Source organism: Streptomyces sp. NPDC005141 (genome assembly GCF_053599975.1).
In genome coordinates, this window is record NZ_JBSFYW010000017.1 from 120124 (window position 1) to 136937 (window position 16814).

A 16814-nucleotide genomic window follows, 5' to 3' on the forward strand; every position below is an offset into this window, starting at 1 on the left:
CGGCCTGCACGGCCTGGCCGGGCAGGCCGGCGAAGACTCCGGGGTCGAAAGGTGACTTACGTCCTCACGCCGCTCTTTCGCCTCCCTGAAAGGCTGGGCTGAACAATTGCCGTGGACCGTGGACCGGATTTCCCCGGCCACGCCTTCGAGCCTCGCACTCCTATGGGTGCCCGCAAAGGGGAGAGTTTCCTCCTGGGAGGAAAACATCCAGGGATAAGACTCTCCCCCCATATCGGTGCGGATCCGGTGCGGATCCGGTGCGACACTGTCGACCGTGACGCGCAACGGACCCCTCAACGAGCTGGGCGAGTTCCTCAAGCAGCGCCGTGCCGCGCTCAGCCCCCGCACGGTGGGCCTGCCCGAGACCGGCACCCGCCGGGTCAAGGTCTGCGCCGTGAGGAAGTCGCCCAGCTCGCCGCCATCAGCACGGACTACTACACCCGGGTCGAGCAGGGCCGTATGCAGGCGTCCGCGCCGGTCCTGGCCACCCTGGCTCAGGTACTCCATCTGGATGACGACCAGCGCGACTACCTGTTCGAACTGGCTGGCAGGACGAGTGGCCGCACCCGGCGGCGTCCGGTGCAGAAGGTGCAGCCGCAGCTCCAGCGGGTCCTGGACGACCTGACGGCGACACCGGCCATCGTCATGGGGCGCCGCATGGACATTCTCGCTTGGAATTCACTCGGTGCCGCACTGGTGACCAATTTCGGGGAGGTTCCCGAAAAGAAGCGGAACTACACCAGGATTCTTTTCACCGACCCGGCGATGAGAACTCTGTATGCCGACTGGGAGAGTGTGGCGCGCACCGCGGTGGCCCAGCTGCGGATGGAGGCGGCGAAGTACCCGGACGACTCCCGGCTGACCGCGCTGGTCGGTGAACTGTCCGTGCAGGACGCCGATTTCCGGCAGTGGTGGGCCGCCCGTCATGTCGCCGCCCGAACGATCGGGACCAAGACCCTCAACCACCCCGTCGCCGGGAAGCTGGTCCTGGACTGGGACACCCTCACCGCCAGCACCGACCCGGACCAGCAACTCGTCGTCTGGACCGCCGAAGTCGGCACCCCCAGTCACGACGGACTGCGCATCCTCGCCTCCTGGGCCGCTGACCAGCATCTGACCGCTTCCTCTCACCCGGCGGCATGACCTGCCGCCTGCTGCGCACCACCGGCGCCCGCCCTGCTCCGGCACCACCCGCGCAGGGAATGGCATTCGTCCGCAACACGCGCCAGGACGTCCTGGCGGCCAACGGGCTCGGATGCTTGAGGCGGACGAGGTGAGCGGGCTCGGGCGGCTTCGCGAGGCGTCTGCTCGTGGATCTCGTGGAGGGTGCTCCGCCTGATCTCCAGGTCGGTTCGGTGTCACGCTCAGCGGCGGCGGTCATGCTCGCGGGAGGTGATGAGCTGATGTGGACCGGTGGAGGGGAGATCCCGCTGATTCTTGCTCAGCATGGTCGCTCCCATCAGCGTCAGCGTGTGGATCACGGTGTTGCCGTGGCGCTGGCTGCTGATGAGTCCGGCATCGCGCAGCGCTGTCGTGTGATGCGTTGCGGTGGCCGGTGTGACTCCGGCCCGCTGGGCGGCTTCGGTGGTGGTCACCCCGGCGGCCGTGGCCTGCAGAACGGCGGCGCGGGCCCGGCCCAGCAACACCTGTAACGGCGGCGAACCGGCGCTCTCGGCCGCCGACTTGGACGGCCCGGTGGGCACCTCGTGGTGCAGGGAGTAGATGAGGACGGGGGGTAACCCCGGATCCGCGAGGGAGATCGGTCCCTTCCAGCAGAAGTACGACGGAATGAGCAGCAGCCCGCGGCCCTCCAGGTGGATGTCGTGTTCCGTCGGATACGTGCTGATCTCCAGGCGCGGGTGTCTCCACCGGACGGTCGGCCCGAGCCCTTCGAGCAGCCCCTCGGTGCCTCCGTCGAGCAGGTGTCGGGCCAGCCGGATCCGCTCGGTGTGCAGGCTTTCGTGCACCCACTCCTCGTGGGGTGCGATGACGGTCCGGTGGTAGGCGCGCAGAATGTCCACCAGCTCGCCACGGGTTTCCTGCTCCGTCAGCCGGCCGAGCCAGGCCGGCACCCGGGTGACCTGGGCGAGGGCTGCGAGTTGCGTCGCGACCTGGTCCGACGGCGTGCGCAGGATCGCCTCCAGACCGGCCTCCAGCCCGGCTGTGCCTTCCAGCGGGGTGAGGAAGTCGGGGAAGTAGGACGCGCGCGGGAAGAGGGGCAGCAAGACCCGCCGCACTACGTCCTCGAGGCCCGCTTCCCGGAGCCGGTCACGTGCGGGCCCGTACCAGTGCGCGTATGCCCAGCGGCCCGCAGGGGTTTGGAAGCGGTGCAGGCTGGAGGCGATCTCCCACATCGGGTGCGGGGCAGCGGCGACCCGGGTCCTGGCCAGATCCTCAGCAGAGAAGTGGAAACGAAGCACGGCCAACACCCTTTCCACCTGCGATATTTCAGCACGTTCGAATGAGCATGACAGGTAGAGGCGTAGACCGGAGCATGAACTCGCCCCGCCGCACTGGCCTCGCGACACCACGTGCGGTGCTCGTGTCCCTCCCGCTCCTTCCGTCTGCCTCCGAACGGAGAAGGAATCCGATGGCGAAGACTTTCGCCCGCCCGGCCGCAGCGGCACTGCTCGCCACCCTTTCCGTCACCGTCACCGTCCCCGCGTCGGCGGCCTCCGCCGCCACGGCGGCCACCAGTTGCTACGGCGGCGCTGTCACCGTGTCCACCAACGACTCCCTCGAATTCGGGCCCTACACCTCGTCGGCCCGGTGCGACGACATCAACGTCCGCATCGTCGGCGGCGATGCCGACTCGGTGAACGCCTGCGTGAAGTTCGTCCGCTACGGCCGCTGCAACTACTGGACGAACGTCGGCCGGGGCTGGAAGACCATCGCCACCGACGTCCTCGACGGCAGCAGATTCACCGTTCCCCTCGGCGTGGACCTGGAAGGCGCCACCGCCCACGTCCAGATCGCCTACTGAGGGCCACCCCTCCACCCGCCCGGTCTCTCTCCCCTTGCCCCACACAGTGAACGGAGAGTTCAGATGACTCGCACCCGGCGAACGATCGCCGTCCTCGCTGCCGCGACCGCGCTGCTGGCCGGCGGCGCAGCGACGCCCGCCTTCGCACAATCCACCGCGGCCACCTCCTGTTACGGCGGCGCCAAGTCGCTCACCTACCACTACTCGGCCTCCGCGGTGGAGTTCGGTACCTACACGACCAGTTCGCGGTGCGCCGACATCAACATCAAACTCAACACCACGGCTCCCGGAGTGTTCCTGGACGCCTGCATCGTGTTCGTCGACCACACCTCGCTGTGCAACCACGACAACACCTATTCGACCTTCGGCCCCCAGTGGGCCACCGTCGCCACTGACGTCAAGGACGGCACCCACTTCAAGCTGCGGGTGCATGCCTACGACACCGACGCCCAGGTCGTGCCGTTCCAGCTCGCGTACTGAAACCCCCCGCCCAGCGCCGCACCCGCGCACATCCCCCAAGGAATCACGATGACTTCCCCTCTGCGCCCCTTGAACCGCCGCGCGATCCTGCGCGGTACCTTCGCCGCGACCGTCGGCGCCCTCGCGGGCCCCCTGCTTCTGTCGGGCACCGCACACGCCTACAACTGGTCACGCACACTGAACCAGGGCGCCAACGGAGCGGATGTGACGGAACTGCAGATCCGGATCGCCGGCTGGGCCGCGGACTCGGCCGGCCAGTCCCGGGTGAGCATCGACGGCGACTTCGGCCCGGGGACGGCCGCCGCGGTCCGCAGGTTCCAGGCAGCCTACGGTCTGGCCGTCGACGGCAGCGCAGGGCCCGCCACCCAGGCGCAGCTCAACGCCCTGGAGCAGTCGGACGGTTCGACGGCCCACTTCAACTGGAGCGAGTTCACCGACCGGTCGAGCGGCACCTTCGACGGCGGCAAGGTGAGCGCCGCCACCGTCCGGGAAAACGCCCGCCGCGCCATGTACAAGCTGGAGGCCCTGCGCAAGAAGCTCGGCAACACGGCCATCACCGTCAACTCGGGCTTCCGCAGCATCGCGCACAACGCCGAGATCGGCGGTGCCAGCGACAGCATGCACCTCTACGGCACCGCCGCCGACCTCACCGTACCCGGCGTCAGCAACCGCACGGTGTACCAGAAGGCGGAGACCTGCGGGTTCTCCGGTCTGGAGCGGTACACCGTCGATCACCAGCATGTCGACAGCCGCGCGGACCTCGGTCGGGCCTGGTGGTGGGAGAGCGGCACCATCTGAAGCCTGACGGCCCGGCACCCCCGTAACCCGACAGCGTGACGCTCGGCAGCCGACAGTGCGGTTGCCGGATAGCCCGGCCCGGCCCAACTCGGCCTGACCCGAGTCGAGCCGGGCTCGGCGAAGTTGGGCCGGGCCGGGGACCTCGCGCGGTTCCCGGCCCCGACGGCCCGGCGTCCGAAGCGGCCTGCCGTCCGCCACCCGCTACCCGTCACCCGATGCACCCGGGCTCTGCCCCTGCGCGCCCGAAGCCACAGTCCCCGCCTGGAGGCACACCCATGAACCGCAGACCGTCGCGCCTACCCCTGCGGCGCGCAACCCTGTCCGTCCTTGGCACCGTGACCGTGCTGGTCGCCGCCGTGCAGCCCGCCGGTGCCGCGCCCCGCGCCGAAGGCCCCACGGCCCCGGGCCCCGTCAGCCGCGCCTTCACCCGGGCGGCGGCCGAGTTCGACGTGCCGCGCGATGTCCTGATCGCCCTCGGATACGGAGAGACCCACCTCGACGACCACGCGGGCCTGCCGAGCCAGGCCGGCGGCTACGGGGTGATGCACCTGGTGAGCAACCCCGACCAGCACACCCTGGAACTGGCCTCCAGGCTCACCGGTGAGGCGCCCCGCGAACTGCGCAAGGACACCCCGGCGAACATCCGCGGCGGAGCGGCCGTCCTGCGCGCCTACGCCGACGACGCCGGGCTCCGCCGAGCCGAGCGGCATGACGCCGACGCCTGGTACCCGCTGATCGCCCGGTACAGCGGCGCCACCGCCCCCTCAGCCGCGCGCCTCTACGCCGACAGCGTCTACACCTTCCTGGCCGAAGGCGTGACAGCCCGAACTCCGGACGGCGAAGAGGTGACCGTACCCGCCCGCCCTGTCGCACCCGAACGAGGCCGCTACGAGGCCGCCGCGGCTCCTGCGGCGCAGAGCCCGGACTACCCGTCGGCCCAATGGGTCGCAGCCAACTCGGCCAACTACGTCGTCGGCCGCACGGCCGCGATCAGCAAAGTCGTCGTGCACGTCACCCAAGGCTCCTACGCCGGAACGATCAGCTGGTTCCAGAATCCCTCGGCCGAGGTCAGCGCCCACTACGTGGTGCGTTCCTCCGACGGCCAGATCACCCAGATGGTGCGTGACAAGGACACAGCCTGGCACGCCCGTTCGGGCAACGCATCCGGCATCGGCATCGAGCACGAGGGATACATCGACAACCCGAGCTGGTTCACCGACGCGATGTACCGCTCCTCCGCGGCACTGACGGCCTACCTCTGCAACCGCTACGGCATCCCCAAGGACCGCGCCCACATCGTCGGACATTCCGAAGTGCCGGGCAACGATCACACCGATCCGGGACCGAACTGGAACTGGACGTACTACATGCAACTGGTCGGCGGCAGCACGGGAGGGGGAGGCGGTGTCCAGTTGACCTTCCCGTCCTACGACACCCTTCGCGCGGGCTCCTCCGGACCTCAGGTGTCGGCCGCACAGTCACTCCTCAACCAGCAGGGATTCGACGCGGGCACCGTGGACGGCAGCTTCGGCTCGAAGACCACCGCGGCCGTCACCGCTTTCCAACAGGCCCGCGGACTCGGCGCCGATGGGGTCGTCGGCGCGCACACCTGGACCGCGCTCCTCTCCGCCGGCAGCGTGCCGGTGCTCCGCCAGGGCAGCACGGGCTCCGACGTCCAGCGTCTTCAGAGGGCTCTCACGGCCGCTCTGGGACGTACCGTCTCCGCGGACGGCGACTTCGGATCAGGGACCGACCAGGCGGTGCGGGACTACCAGAGCAGTCGCGCGCTGAGCGTCGACGGCACCGTAGGCCCCGCAACCTGGAGCGCCCTGCAAGCCGGTCGCTGAGGGTCGGGCTGCGGCCGGGCGGGCCCATCATTGCTCCGTGGCCCCCCGCCTGCCCGGTACGGAGTCGCCGTCGATCGCCGCTCATTGCCCCTCGTACCCCACCGTGGATCGTGATCGACCCGCGGGCGCCTCCAGCGCGGGAGCGGACCGATATCGGATGAGCGCGCCCTGGGGGCCGGGGTGGGGATCGTACGAGTCCTACTCACGCTTCCGACGCCGTCACCCGTGAGCGGCTGGTGGGACGTGAACTCGGCTCGGAGCTGGAGCGTGAACTGGAAGGCAGTGTCCGCAAGGCACTCCTACTGGAGCAGCGGGCCCCTGCGGGGACGGTGCGGGTGGTGACGGACGGACGGTCTGTCGGGGACATCGCACGGGAGGTGGTGGCCGCCACCGGTTGGGCCGGGCCTCACTCCACCCGCACATCGTGGTCGTAGTGGCGGCCTGCTCCGCCGCCGGAACCGGGCCGACCGGGTGATCGGCCTGGCGGAGGCGGGCCAGGAGCGTCAACTCATCGGTGCGGGCCTGCTCCAGCAGCGCTCGCACGAGTCCGTCCTTGTTGCCGAAGGGGAATATCAGCACGCGCGTACCGAGCCGATGGCCTCGGCCGGCAAGGTTCCTGTCTACGTCGGCAGTTCCTCCGCCGACGTCGCGTACGCGGGCAGCATCACCGTCAAGTAGCCGTAGCCGCAGCCGCAGCGGGAACCGGCCGGGAAGGACACCCGGCCGGTTCCCGCCGGTCCTGACAGTCGTTGCTGCGCAGGTTCGATCGCGGTGTTGCACCGGTAGCCGAGATCCTGGGCGGCCTGCTCTGCGTGGCTCAGCGGGCGAGGAGGGAGCCGAAGTGGGCCTCTGCTCCTGGCGTGTTGAGGGTGGTGGGGCTGAAGGTCGCGATGTTCTTGGTGACGGGGCCGTTCTTCGAGCCGCGCAGGACCCAGGCGGCGCCGGAGTCGGTCTGCGGGGCGTCCTCCCAGGGGGCGGCGACGATCAGGTCCGCGCGGTTGTTGGCGTTGACGTCGGCGAGCAGGACCTCGTCACCGAAGTAGTCGTCCCGCTCCGAGGCCCCGGGGACTCCGGCGGTGGACTGCGAGAACGCGAGTGCCCCCTTGCCTGTCGGCCCCTTCGGCCCGCCCTTGAGGAGTACGACGCTGCCTGCGGCCTTCGTGCTGCCGATGGCCTCTCCAGGCGCACCCACCGCGAGGTCCGGGTAGCCGTCTCCGGTGACGTCGCCTGCGGCCAGCGCGCGGCCGAACTGGTCTCCCGCTTCGTTGACGCCGGGCACTCCGGGCGTGTTCTGGGTGATCTTCGTTGTCCGGGTGGAGAGGCCGGAGGGCGAGCCGTAGCGGATCTCGACGGTGCCGGGGAGGGTGACGATGTCCTCGTGGCTCGTGCCGAACTTGAAGGTGGCGAAGTCGCCGTAGCCGTCGCGGTCGAAGTCGGCGATCACCCCTTCCGAGGACGGAGTGGTCGATCCCGGGACGCGGGTGACGGAGCCGTCCTTGCCGCCCTTCCAGAGGCGTGTTCCGTGTCCCTGGTCCTCGAAGCCGTGGGTGGTGATGATGTCGTCGGCTCCGTCGCCGGTCACGTCGCCCACGATGAAGTCGTAGCGGCTGTCCTCCTCGTCGCCGAAGGGGACGACGGTGCGGGCCGCGGACTTGCCCGTACGGGTGAACGGGCCGAACTCCACGCCCACCAGACCGGTGCCGACCACCAGGTCGGCGTGCCCGTCGCCGTTGACATCGCCCGCGGCCAGGGGGCCGCTGTGCGGGGCGAGCGAGAGGGCGACGGCGTCCTTGAGACCGGCCGGGGAGCCCCACAGGACGATCGTCGGTCCGTTCTCGGACCCGAGGACGAGATCCGTGTAGCCGTCGCCGTCGAAGTCGCGGGCTGTGCTCGTGCGGCCGAAGGCGTCGTAGTCCACCACGTCACCGGGGACGCCTGCGGACGCCCTGGTGATGAGCTGGGGGTGCGTGGTGCCGACACCGCCGGAGGACCCGTACAGGACGGTGACGTACCCGGCGTCGTCCTTGCCGCCCACGGTTGCCGCGGGCGCCGCGACAGCGAGATCGGCGTAGCCGTCGGCATTGAAGTCTGTGACCGGAACGGGTTCCTCCGGAGCGGCTCCGGCAGGGCCGGCGGCGGACACCGGGCCGACGACGAGGGCTGCGACGGCGACGGCGATGGGAAGGGAACGGTGCACGGACGGGCCTCCGGGAACAACGGGCGAAGCGGCTGACAACTACATGACGCCTGGACAGGCGTTTGGGTTGTACTCGCCAGCCGTTCAGTGCCGAAAAGTGGCAGCCGCGGTGAGTGCGTGGTGTTCGGGGCGCTGTGGCGGACGCCGGCGCGCCGGGAGCCGGGGGCGTCGTAGCAGATCGTCGTTGCGGAACGTGTCCTGACCGGGGCTGGGCGTCACGCGGGATGGCCAGGTTCTCCCTCCTGCTGTCTCCCGTTGACCGCGAGGCCTTCGTTCACGATGCCCTGCCAGGCGCGGGCCATGCCCTGTGCCCGCATGCCGGTTCCGCGGCGGGACCGCGCTGCTGGCCGCTCGTCTCGCGCACCTGGCAGCGGTGCGGATTGTCAGGCGGCCGCGCGTTCGCCGCGGTGGCGGCGGCGCAGGCTCGCCGATTCCAGGGCGGGAGGCCTGTAGTCCTGGTCGAGCGTGCCGACATCGGTGCCCGGCGGGACGATCTCGTCGATCCGGTCCAGGACGTCGTCGCCGAGGACGACGTCGATGCCGGCGAGGAGGTCATCGAGGTGGTCCATCGTGCGTGGCCCGATGATGGCGCTGGTGACGCCGGGGTGGGCGATGGCGAACGCCGCGGCGAGGTGGGTCATCGGCATGCCCGCTTCCTCGGCTAGGGGAATGAGCTGTTCGACGACGTCGATGCGGCGCTCGTCGTTGAGGTGCTTGAAGAAGCCCGCACGGCGCAGGCCGTTCCGCTGGTTCTTGCGGACGCGGCCGGTGAGCAGACCCTGAGCGAGCGGCCCCCAGACCAAGGTGCCGATGCCGTACCGCTGAGCGACGGGCAGGACCTCGCGCTCGATGCCGCGGTTGAGGATGGAGTACGGCGGCTGCTCGGTGCGGAAGCGCTCCAGGTTCCGGCGCTCCGCGACCCATTGCGCCTCGACGATGTCGGAGGCGGGAGTCGTGGAGGAGCCGATGGCGCGGACCTTTCCGCCGCGGATCAGGTCCGTGAGTGCGGAGAGGGTTTCCTCGATGTCGGTTGTGGGGTCGACGCGGTGGATCTGGTAGAGGTCGATGTAGTCGGTCCGCAGGCGACGCAGCGAGTTCTCGACCGCGGTCATGATCCAGCGCCGCGAGGCGCCCTGCTGGTTGGCGTCCTCGCCCATCGGGCGGCTCACTTTGGTGGTCAGGACGACGTTGTCGCGGCGCCCCTTGATCGCTTTGCCGACGACTTCCTCGGAGTCGCCGTAGGCGTCGGCGGTGTCGACGAAGTTGATGCCGGCGTCCAGCGCCTTGTGGATGACGCGGATCGAATCCTCGTGGTCGGCGCCGCCGGCGGCCGAGGCGAACATCAGCGTGCCGAGGGCGTACGGACTGACCTTGATGCCGGTGCGGCCCAGAGTGCGGTACTGCATGGGGTCCCTCCTCAGGTGGTGGAAGAGCACCTGAACCTGCGGGATGCCCTACCCTGCAGCTAAACGGAAAGCCTTTCCAGAACTATACGGAAAGTCTTTCCGGTTACGCAACCGGAGGCATCATGACCGAGAAGGCAGGGCCGCCCCGGACGACCCGCCGGATGCGCGCGGACGCACAGCGCAATGTGGACGCCCTGATCGAGGCTGCAAGGACCGTCTTCGACACATCCGGCGTCGACGCACCCGCCAAGAAGATCGCCGACCTGGCCGGCGTCGGTGTCGGGACGCTCTACCGGCACTTCCCGCTGCGCTCGGACCTGGTCAAGGCGGTGGTGGAGAGCGGGATCGACGCCTGCGCCGAGGCAGGACCGCAGCTCAGTGCCGTCCACGAGCCGGGAGAGGCGCTCGCCGAGTGGCTTCGCCGGTACACCGAGTTTCTGGGGACCAAACGAGGACTGGCCCCGGCGCTCCATTCGGGCGATCCGGCCTACGAAGGTCTGTCCGGCTACTTCCTTGAGAAGGTCGGCCCCGCCCTCACCGCGCTGCTCGACACCGCGGTAGCCGACGGAGCGGTTCGTGACGACGTCAGCGCCCATGACCTGCTGTACGCCATCGCCAACCTGTGCATGCCCGTACCCGGCGAAGGACCCGGGTACAACCAACGCATGGTCGCTGTGCTGATCGACGGGCTGCGCACCCCGGGCCAGCGCTTTCCGTCCGGCTGATCGCGCTGCTTGCGCTGACCGGACGAGGGTGGCGCGACGGCTGGCCGTTGAGTGGGCCTACGGGGACCTACCCGAAAGGGATGCGGCTCTACGATCTCAGTTCATGACGACTCTCGACTGCTACGCATGCAGCCAGGAAGCAGAGTTCGACGACCTCCCCCCACGCGAGTGCGTGGTACATGACCGACACTGGCGGGTGGCCCACGCCTTGAACACCGCAGTGCGCGGCTGGTTGGTGCTGCTGCCTCGACGCCACGTTGCCGCAGTCCATGACCTCACCAACGCTGAGGCATCTGGCCTGGGGATGTGGCAGGTCAAGCTATCCCAGGCACTCCGGAGCATGACCGGTTGCGACAAGACGTACGTCGTCCAGTTCGCCGAAGCCGAGGGCTTCGCGCATGTGCACTTCCACATCGTGCCGCGCATGGCAGATCTGCGGCCGGAGCATCGTGGGCCGGGCATCTTCGAGCTGCTTCGGCGACCAGAGCGGGAGCGAGTAACGGCTGCCCAGGCAGACCGGACGGCCCACTCACTCCGCGCCCACCTTCATGGGCACGCGAACGCTCGGTAGCCCAACCGCGGAAGTGACGCTATTGGTGATCTTTAGGTGGTGGTGGTGGTCAGCCTTTGGCAACGCCGCTGGGAGTCGGCCGCCATGACCTTCTGGCTGCAACGGGCCTGGGGATCGTGCGGGGTGACGATCTCCATCGTCGAGCACGGCACCCGTGCCGAAGCAGGATCCGACCGGCCGTCGGCTGAGGACGTGCCGGTGTTCCTCTGCTCCGTCGTCCTCCGGCCGGCCCGATCACGCGTCGACTTCGCGGCCGTGCCACGCGGATTGCGGTGCGCTGCCACCCGCCCTGACGACGGACGACGGGTCTGCACACGGCCGCAACACACAGCGGCCGTCCCCCTTCACGACACCGCGGCTCCCAGGTAGTGCCCGAGGTACCGGAACGCGCCGTCGACGACCTGGAACTCGAACATCGCGTCGTGGTTGTAGCCGTACCCCGACTTGTACTTGACCGTGCGGGTGATGCCGGAATACGTGATCTCGGGCATCCGGCGGGCGATCGCGCCCCGTTCCGTGAGTGTGGTGCCGCCCTTGTCGCAGGCCTGGGCGAGGAACATCACGGCGTCGTGGGCCTCAGCCGCGTACCAGCCGGGGTCGGCGCCGAAGCGGGCGCGGTAGGCCGACGTGAACGCGCGGGCGGAGGCGCGGGCCGTCGGGTCGGTGAAGGAGGTGGCGAAGACCCAGCCCGTCGCGGCGGCGCCGGCCGACGCGAGGAACCGTGGGTCGAGGGCGCGCTCCGTCGCCATCCGGGCGCCGGTGAACCGGGCGGCGGTCAGCGCCGACGCGAGACCGGCGGCCCGGGCCGCGTCGCCGGTGAAGACGACCGCGTCCGCGCGGGCGGACCTCGCCTCGGCGGCGAGCGACGCGTAGTCGATCCTCCCGGCGGCCGCATGGGTCACCGTGGCGTCCCGGCCGTTCTGCCGCAGCGCCTGCTCGATCTGGTCGCACACGGTCCAGGCGAAGTCGCCCTGCGCCCGGTCGTCCACGAGGAGCACACGACGGGCGTCGACGTGGTTGCTCAGGTAGCGGACGCAGGGGGCGGCGAGAAGCCCGGACGTGACGTGCAGCGCCGCATGGCAGTGGAAGACGCTCGTGCCGAACGTCGAACTCAGTGTGTCGGTACCCACCGAGACGGACACGACGGGCATCACCGCCTCGGTGTACGTCCTCTCGGTGGCGCGGAAGCAGGCGTCGGTGGTGGGGCCCAGGACGGCGAGCACCTCGGCGTCCTTCGTCAGCCGGGCGGCCAGCTCGCCGGCCCGCCCGATGTCGCCGCCGTCGTCGTACGTCCGCAGCTTCAGCCCAAAAGGGCGGGCGCTCTGCGCGTTGAGCTGTTCGACGGCCAGCCGGGCGCCCTTGAGCTGCGCCTTCCCGCTCTCCTTGTGGGCGCCGGTCAGATCGCCGTGGAACGCCACGACCAGTTCGGGGCGCGAAGGACCGGTCCCGGACGGCGTGGACGTTCCTGGCTTCGCCCGGGTGCTCCACCACCAGGCCCCGCCACCGCCCGCCGCGAGGAGTCCCGCGGTAGAGCCGAGGCGCAGGAAGCCGCGGCGGCCGACTGCGCGGCGGGTGGCGGTGACGGCCGTCAGCGTCGCGGCCTCCGGCGACGCCGTGCTCGCCGTGTTCGACGGTGTGGACGCGGACACCTGGGTCGGCTCGATCGCGCCGATGGTGAGCACGGCGGCGGCCCTGTCGTTGATCAGCCGGGTGACCGGCGCGGGCAGCCAGTCGGACCGTTCCGTGGAGTCGGCCGCCGTATTCTCCGCGAGCGTCGCACGGAGCCGCGCGAGGCTCGGGCGGCCGGCCGGATCCTTGTGCAGGCAGGCTCTCAGCAGGGGTGTCAGACCGTCCGGGAGCGCCGCCGGATCGGGCTCCTCGTAGATCGTGCGCAGCAGCACCCCCGCCGCCGCGCCGCCGCCGAACGGCCGCACCCCGGTCGCGGCGAAAGCCAGTACGCACCCGAGTGAGAACACGTCGCTGGGCGGGCCGGTCTCGCCGCCCCGCGCCCGCGCCTGCTCGGGCGACAGGAAGCCGGGCGAGCCGACGATCACGCCGCTGGAGGTGAGCGCGGTGGCCTCCGGCGCGCGGGCGATGCCGAAGTCGATGAGCCGGGGTCCGTCCGGGGCCAGCAGGACGTTCCCCGGCTTCACGTCGCGGTGCACGAGACCGGCCTCGTGCACCGCCTCGAGCGCCTCGGCCAGCCGCATGCCCAGCACCCGCACGGAAGCGAGCGACAGCGGCCCGAAGGCGTGCACCGCCTCGGCGAGCGTGGGCCCCGGCACGTACGAGGTCGCCAGCCACGGTGTCTCCGCGTCGGCGTCCGCGTCCAGCAGCGGGACCACCCAGCGGCTGCTGACCTGCCGGGCGGCGTCGACCTCACGGCGGAAACGGGCCCGGAATCCGCTCTCGTCGGCGTACGAGGAACGGACCGTCTTCACCGCGGCGATCGCCCCGCCCGGCGCACGGGCCAGGAAGACCACGCCCATGCCGCCGGCCCCCAGCCGCCGCAGCAGACGGTAGCGGCCGATCCGGGACGGGTCGCCGGCTCGCAGGGGCTCCATCAGACGGTGAGCGGCGCGGGGCCGTCGTACACGAAGTCACCCTGATCCACCCGCCAGAGGAAGCCGCCGGTGCCGTCGATGACCATCATGCCGTTCTCCTTGAAGGCGAATGTCTTGGTGATGCCCTCGTACTTCCCGTCCCGCACGGCCGTGAGCAGGTTCTGCCGGGTGCGGCTCTTCGACGGCAGCCCGGCCAGGGCCTTGAGCAGCATCCCGGTCACGTCGTAGGCCTCCGCCGCGTACCGGGGCGGCGGCTCCCTGAAGCGCTCGCGGTAGGCGGCGGCGAACTTCCGCGCCTCGGGTTTGCGGGTCGCGTCGATGACCGGGGCCACCATCACCCAGCCCTCGGCCGCTTTCTGAGCCTGCGTCAGGAACCGTTCGTCCAGCAGCGCCGGGCCGGACACCCGCGCACCCTGGAAGGCGCGTTTTCGCAGCGTCGCGGCGATCAGCGCTCCCCGATCGGGCAGACCGGCGAAGAACACGGAGTCGGCGCCGGCGGAGAGCACCGCGTCCACCGCGCTGCCGAAGTCGCGGCGCATCGCGCTGACCACTTCCGGCACGGACGGGTACTGGATGCTGTCGAGCGCGTTGCTGAGGGAACTCGCCAGATTCGTCCCGTAGTTGCCGGCCGGGCGGTCGACGACGATGCCGACCTTGCGCGATCGCGCGGCGCCGCGTAGGTAGTTGCTCACGTAGATGGGCAGCACCGCGTCGGGCAACCGTGCGTGCAGGAACGAGCGGAACCCCTGGATGGACAGGGCGGTGGTGCCGGGGGACACGCCGACGACCGGCAGCAGCCCGGCGTCGTACGTTGCGAGCGCCGCCTGCCCGGTGTCGTCGGTGGTCGGGCCGACCACGGCGAGGACCGCCGGATCGTCGGTGAGTTCCGCGGCGAGCCGGGCCGAGGCCGCCGGATCACCCCCGTCGTCGACGGCTTTGACCTTCACGGTGAACGGGGCGTCGCCGCGCGCGTTGAACTCCTCGACCGCGAGCCGGAGTCCGCGCTCCTGGGCCCGGCCCGTCTCCCGCTGCGGGCCGCTGAGGTCGCCGTGCAGCGCGACGGTGTGCACCGTTCGGCGCGAGGACGCGGCGACGGCAGGGCTTCCATCTCCCGAGCCGCCGTCGCGGGCGACCGCCCACCAGGCCCCGCCCGCCGCCAGCGCCACGGCCCCGCCGGCGAGCAGCAGGAAGCGACGCCGGCCGGCCGGGCGGGAGTCCTGCGGCTTCGCCGGCCCGGACGTCTCACGCGTGTCGGGCTCCGCCGGGTGGGGAGCGGCCGGCGCGTCGGACGGCGCCAGCGTGCGCTCGATGTCCGGCAGCGCGAGCGCGGCGGACGAACGCTCGGCGATCAGCCGGGTGACCGGCTCGGGCAGCCACCCGGACGCCCCCTCGTCCCGCGGTGCGGCCTCGGACGCGCCTTCGTCCAGGGCGGCGCCGTCGGCCGTCAGCTCCCGCACCAGCTCACCGGCATCCGGCCGCCGGGCAGGATCCTTCTCCAGGCAGCGGCCCAGCACCTCCAGCAGCCCCGCCGGCACCCCCTCGAGGTCCGCCGGGTCGTGGGCGGCCCGGTACAGCAGGGCGTCGACCGCTCCGCTGCCGAACGGCGCCCGGCCGGTCGCCGCGAACGCCAGGACACAGCCGAGGGAGAACACGTCGCTCGCCGGGCCGATGCCGTCCCCGCCCCGCCCCTCGGCCTGCTCGGGAGACAGATAACCGGGTGTGCCGACCACCATCCCGGTCGCCGTGAGCGTCCGGTCCTCCGGCGCGCGGGCGATGCCGAAGTCGATGAGTCGCGGCCCGTCATGGGCGATCAGCACATTGCCCGGCTTCAGGTCCCGGTGGACCAGCCCGGCCCGGTGCACCTCGCCCAGCGCCTCGGCCAGCCGGGCGCCGAGCAGCCGCAGACCGCGCTCGGGCAGCGGCCCGTACGCGGTCACGGCCTCGCCCAGCGACGGTCCGGGCACGAACGCCGTCGTCAGCCATGGCGCCTCGGCGTCCGGGTCGGCGTCCACCAACGGCACCGCCCAGGGGCTGTCGACCCGCCGGGCGACCTCGACCTCGCGGCGGAACCGCTCCTTGAAGCCCGGCTCCTCGGCGTACTCGGCGAGCAGCACCTTCAGCGCCACCAGCGCGCCGCCCGGCGTGCGCGCCAGGTACACCACGCCCATGCCTCCGGCGCCGAGCCGCCCGAGCAGGCGATGGTCCGCGATACGCGCGGGATCCGACGAACGCAGCGGATCCATCAGCTGTCTCCTCCGAGCTCGAACTCCACGCGGTTGAGCATCATGACGTTGGCGTGCGACGCGTACTTGTCCAACTCGTTGTCCGAGTAGCCCTTGGCACCCTTCACCGACACCGCCAGGGTCACCGTGCCGAGCCGGGTGACGTACCAACGGTAGGTCTGCTCGCTGTTCCCGGTGAGATACGAACCTATTTCCACGACCTGGTCGTCGGCGTAGGTGTTGTTGCCCTGGCCGTAGGGAGTGGCGGCCGAGATGAGTTTGGAGATCCGCTCGTCGGAACGGACCTGCTGCTGCCGGCAGCGCAACGGCTCCTCCAAGGTGGAGGCCAGCCGCTCGTCGGCCTCGCGCACGGTGGTGTGCACGGTGATCGCCGCGCTCACCTTGAGCTCGCCCTTGCCGTCGGCTGCGGGAACCTCGCTGTAGCGGGACAGTGAAGCCAGCACACCCTGGGGCAGCGCCCGCCGCTCCCAACGGCACTGCTCGTCCAGCAGGGCGACGGTGCCCGGGGTGCTCACGGCCGGCCGCTGCGCCCGGAAATCCGCGCCCCACTCCTGCGGTTTCAGCGCGACGGCCGCTGCCAGCGCCCCGGCCCGGCTCTTCGTCCTGGGCACCTTGGCGGGGTCCGCCTGAAACGGCGTCAGTGACGACGCGTCACCACCCGGGGAGGACGCGGACGCGGCGGCGGATCTCGAAGGTGCCGAAGGGCTCGGCCCTGCAGCCTTGCCGTCGCCCCCGAAACCGCAGCCGCTGAGCACCACGGCCGCCGTGGCGATCGACGCGGCGACCCGCCACGGCCAAGTGCGCCTGTGCACAACGGTGTTGTCGTCGTCCATCCCGCCCCCCTCGCTCACGAGCCCCCGCTCGCGTGCGATGATCGTATCGACGGAAACGAGGAACGGGCGGGCGGTTGCACGAACGGGTGACGGGCCGAGTCGGTGTGCGTCGGCCCCGTCCTCACCGGTACCCCCGGAGGGCCGCTCCGCCGACCGCCCTGCCGACC

13 protein-coding genes and 2 pseudogenes are annotated in these 16814 nt (G+C 70.9%); 9 read left to right on the top strand and 6 right to left on the bottom strand.

What is annotated here, in order from left to right; genetic code table 11:
- Positions 1–274 precede the first annotated feature (274 nt).
- Positions 275–1143: pseudogene (locus tag ACWD68_RS16300) on the top strand (helix-turn-helix domain-containing protein).
- 221 nt (positions 1144–1364) lie between these two features.
- Here ACWD68_RS16300 and ACWD68_RS16305 read toward each other — a convergent pair.
- Entirely contained in the window at positions 1365–2420 is a 1056-nt protein-coding gene (locus ACWD68_RS16305) for a helix-turn-helix domain-containing protein (RefSeq protein WP_451807083.1), read from the bottom strand.
- Between the two features lie 170 nt (positions 2421–2590).
- Between ACWD68_RS16305 and ACWD68_RS16310 the strand changes: the two genes are divergently transcribed.
- The 6 genes and pseudogenes from ACWD68_RS16310 (at position 2591) to ACWD68_RS16335 (ending at position 6786) form a co-directional block, all read left to right on the top strand.
- Entirely contained in the window at positions 2591–2983 is a 393-nt protein-coding gene (locus tag ACWD68_RS16310) for a hypothetical protein (RefSeq protein WP_451807084.1), read from the top strand.
- A 63-nt stretch (positions 2984–3046) separates the two neighbouring features.
- On the top strand, positions 3047–3463 hold the full coding sequence (locus ACWD68_RS16315; RefSeq protein WP_451807085.1) for a hypothetical protein: 417 nt from the start codon (positions 3047–3049) through the stop codon (positions 3461–3463).
- A gap of 48 nt (positions 3464–3511) precedes the next feature.
- Entirely contained in the window at positions 3512–4261 is a 750-nt protein-coding gene (locus tag ACWD68_RS16320; RefSeq protein WP_451807086.1) for a D-Ala-D-Ala carboxypeptidase family metallohydrolase, read from the top strand.
- Positions 4262–4536: 275 nt separating this feature from the next.
- Positions 4537–6108 (top strand): peptidoglycan recognition protein family protein, encoded by a 1572-nt coding sequence (locus ACWD68_RS16325; protein WP_451807087.1) that lies wholly within the window; start codon positions 4537–4539, stop codon positions 6106–6108.
- Positions 6109–6267: 159 nt separating this feature from the next.
- Positions 6268–6542, top strand: a pseudogene (locus tag ACWD68_RS16330) (hypothetical protein); the annotation flags it as partial.
- 37 nt (positions 6543–6579) lie between these two features.
- Positions 6580–6786 carry a hypothetical protein gene (locus tag ACWD68_RS16335; RefSeq protein ID WP_451807088.1) on the top strand — a complete coding sequence of 69 codons (207 nt, stop codon included), beginning with the start codon at positions 6580–6582 and terminating at the stop codon, positions 6784–6786.
- Positions 6787–6925: 139 nt separating this feature from the next.
- Here the strand turns inward: ACWD68_RS16335 and ACWD68_RS16340 are convergent, their stop codons facing one another.
- Complete coding sequence (locus ACWD68_RS16340) at positions 6926–8305, bottom strand: FG-GAP-like repeat-containing protein (RefSeq protein WP_451807089.1); 1380 nt, start codon at positions 8303–8305, stop codon at positions 6926–6928.
- 383 nt (positions 8306–8688) lie between these two features.
- The gene (locus ACWD68_RS16345; RefSeq protein ID WP_451807090.1) at positions 8689–9711 is read right to left on the bottom strand and encodes an aldo/keto reductase; all 1023 of its coding nucleotides are present in this window, start codon (positions 9709–9711) and stop codon (positions 8689–8691) included.
- A gap of 122 nt (positions 9712–9833) precedes the next feature.
- Here ACWD68_RS16345 and ACWD68_RS16350 point away from each other — a divergent pair, with 122 nt between their 5' ends.
- Both ACWD68_RS16350 and ACWD68_RS16355 read left to right on the top strand, forming a co-directional pair.
- The gene (locus ACWD68_RS16350; RefSeq protein WP_451807091.1) at positions 9834–10436 is read left to right on the top strand and encodes a TetR/AcrR family transcriptional regulator; all 603 of its coding nucleotides are present in this window, start codon (positions 9834–9836) and stop codon (positions 10434–10436) included.
- 103 nt (positions 10437–10539) lie between these two features.
- Entirely contained in the window at positions 10540–11007 is a 468-nt protein-coding gene (locus ACWD68_RS16355) for an HIT family protein (RefSeq protein ID WP_451807092.1), read from the top strand.
- A gap of 344 nt (positions 11008–11351) precedes the next feature.
- Here ACWD68_RS16355 and ACWD68_RS16360 read toward each other — a convergent pair whose 3' ends face one another.
- From ACWD68_RS16360 to ACWD68_RS16370, 3 genes are read right to left on the bottom strand one after another with little or no spacing between them, the layout of a single operon-like run.
- On the bottom strand, positions 11352–13571 hold the full coding sequence (locus ACWD68_RS16360; protein WP_451807093.1) for a bifunctional serine/threonine-protein kinase/ABC transporter substrate-binding protein: 2220 nt from the start codon (positions 13569–13571) through the stop codon (positions 11352–11354).
- Positions 13571–15814 carry a bifunctional serine/threonine-protein kinase/ABC transporter substrate-binding protein gene (locus ACWD68_RS16365; protein WP_451807094.1) on the bottom strand — a complete coding sequence of 748 codons (2244 nt, stop codon included), beginning with the start codon at positions 15812–15814 and terminating at the stop codon, positions 13571–13573. The genes ACWD68_RS16360 and ACWD68_RS16365 overlap by 1 nt, the downstream gene beginning before the upstream one ends.
- On the bottom strand, positions 15814–16647 hold the full coding sequence (locus ACWD68_RS16370; RefSeq protein WP_451807095.1) for a hypothetical protein: 834 nt from the start codon (positions 16645–16647) through the stop codon (positions 15814–15816). Before ACWD68_RS16370 ends, ACWD68_RS16365 begins: the two co-directional genes overlap by 1 nt.
- Positions 16648–16814: the final 167 nt, after the last annotated feature.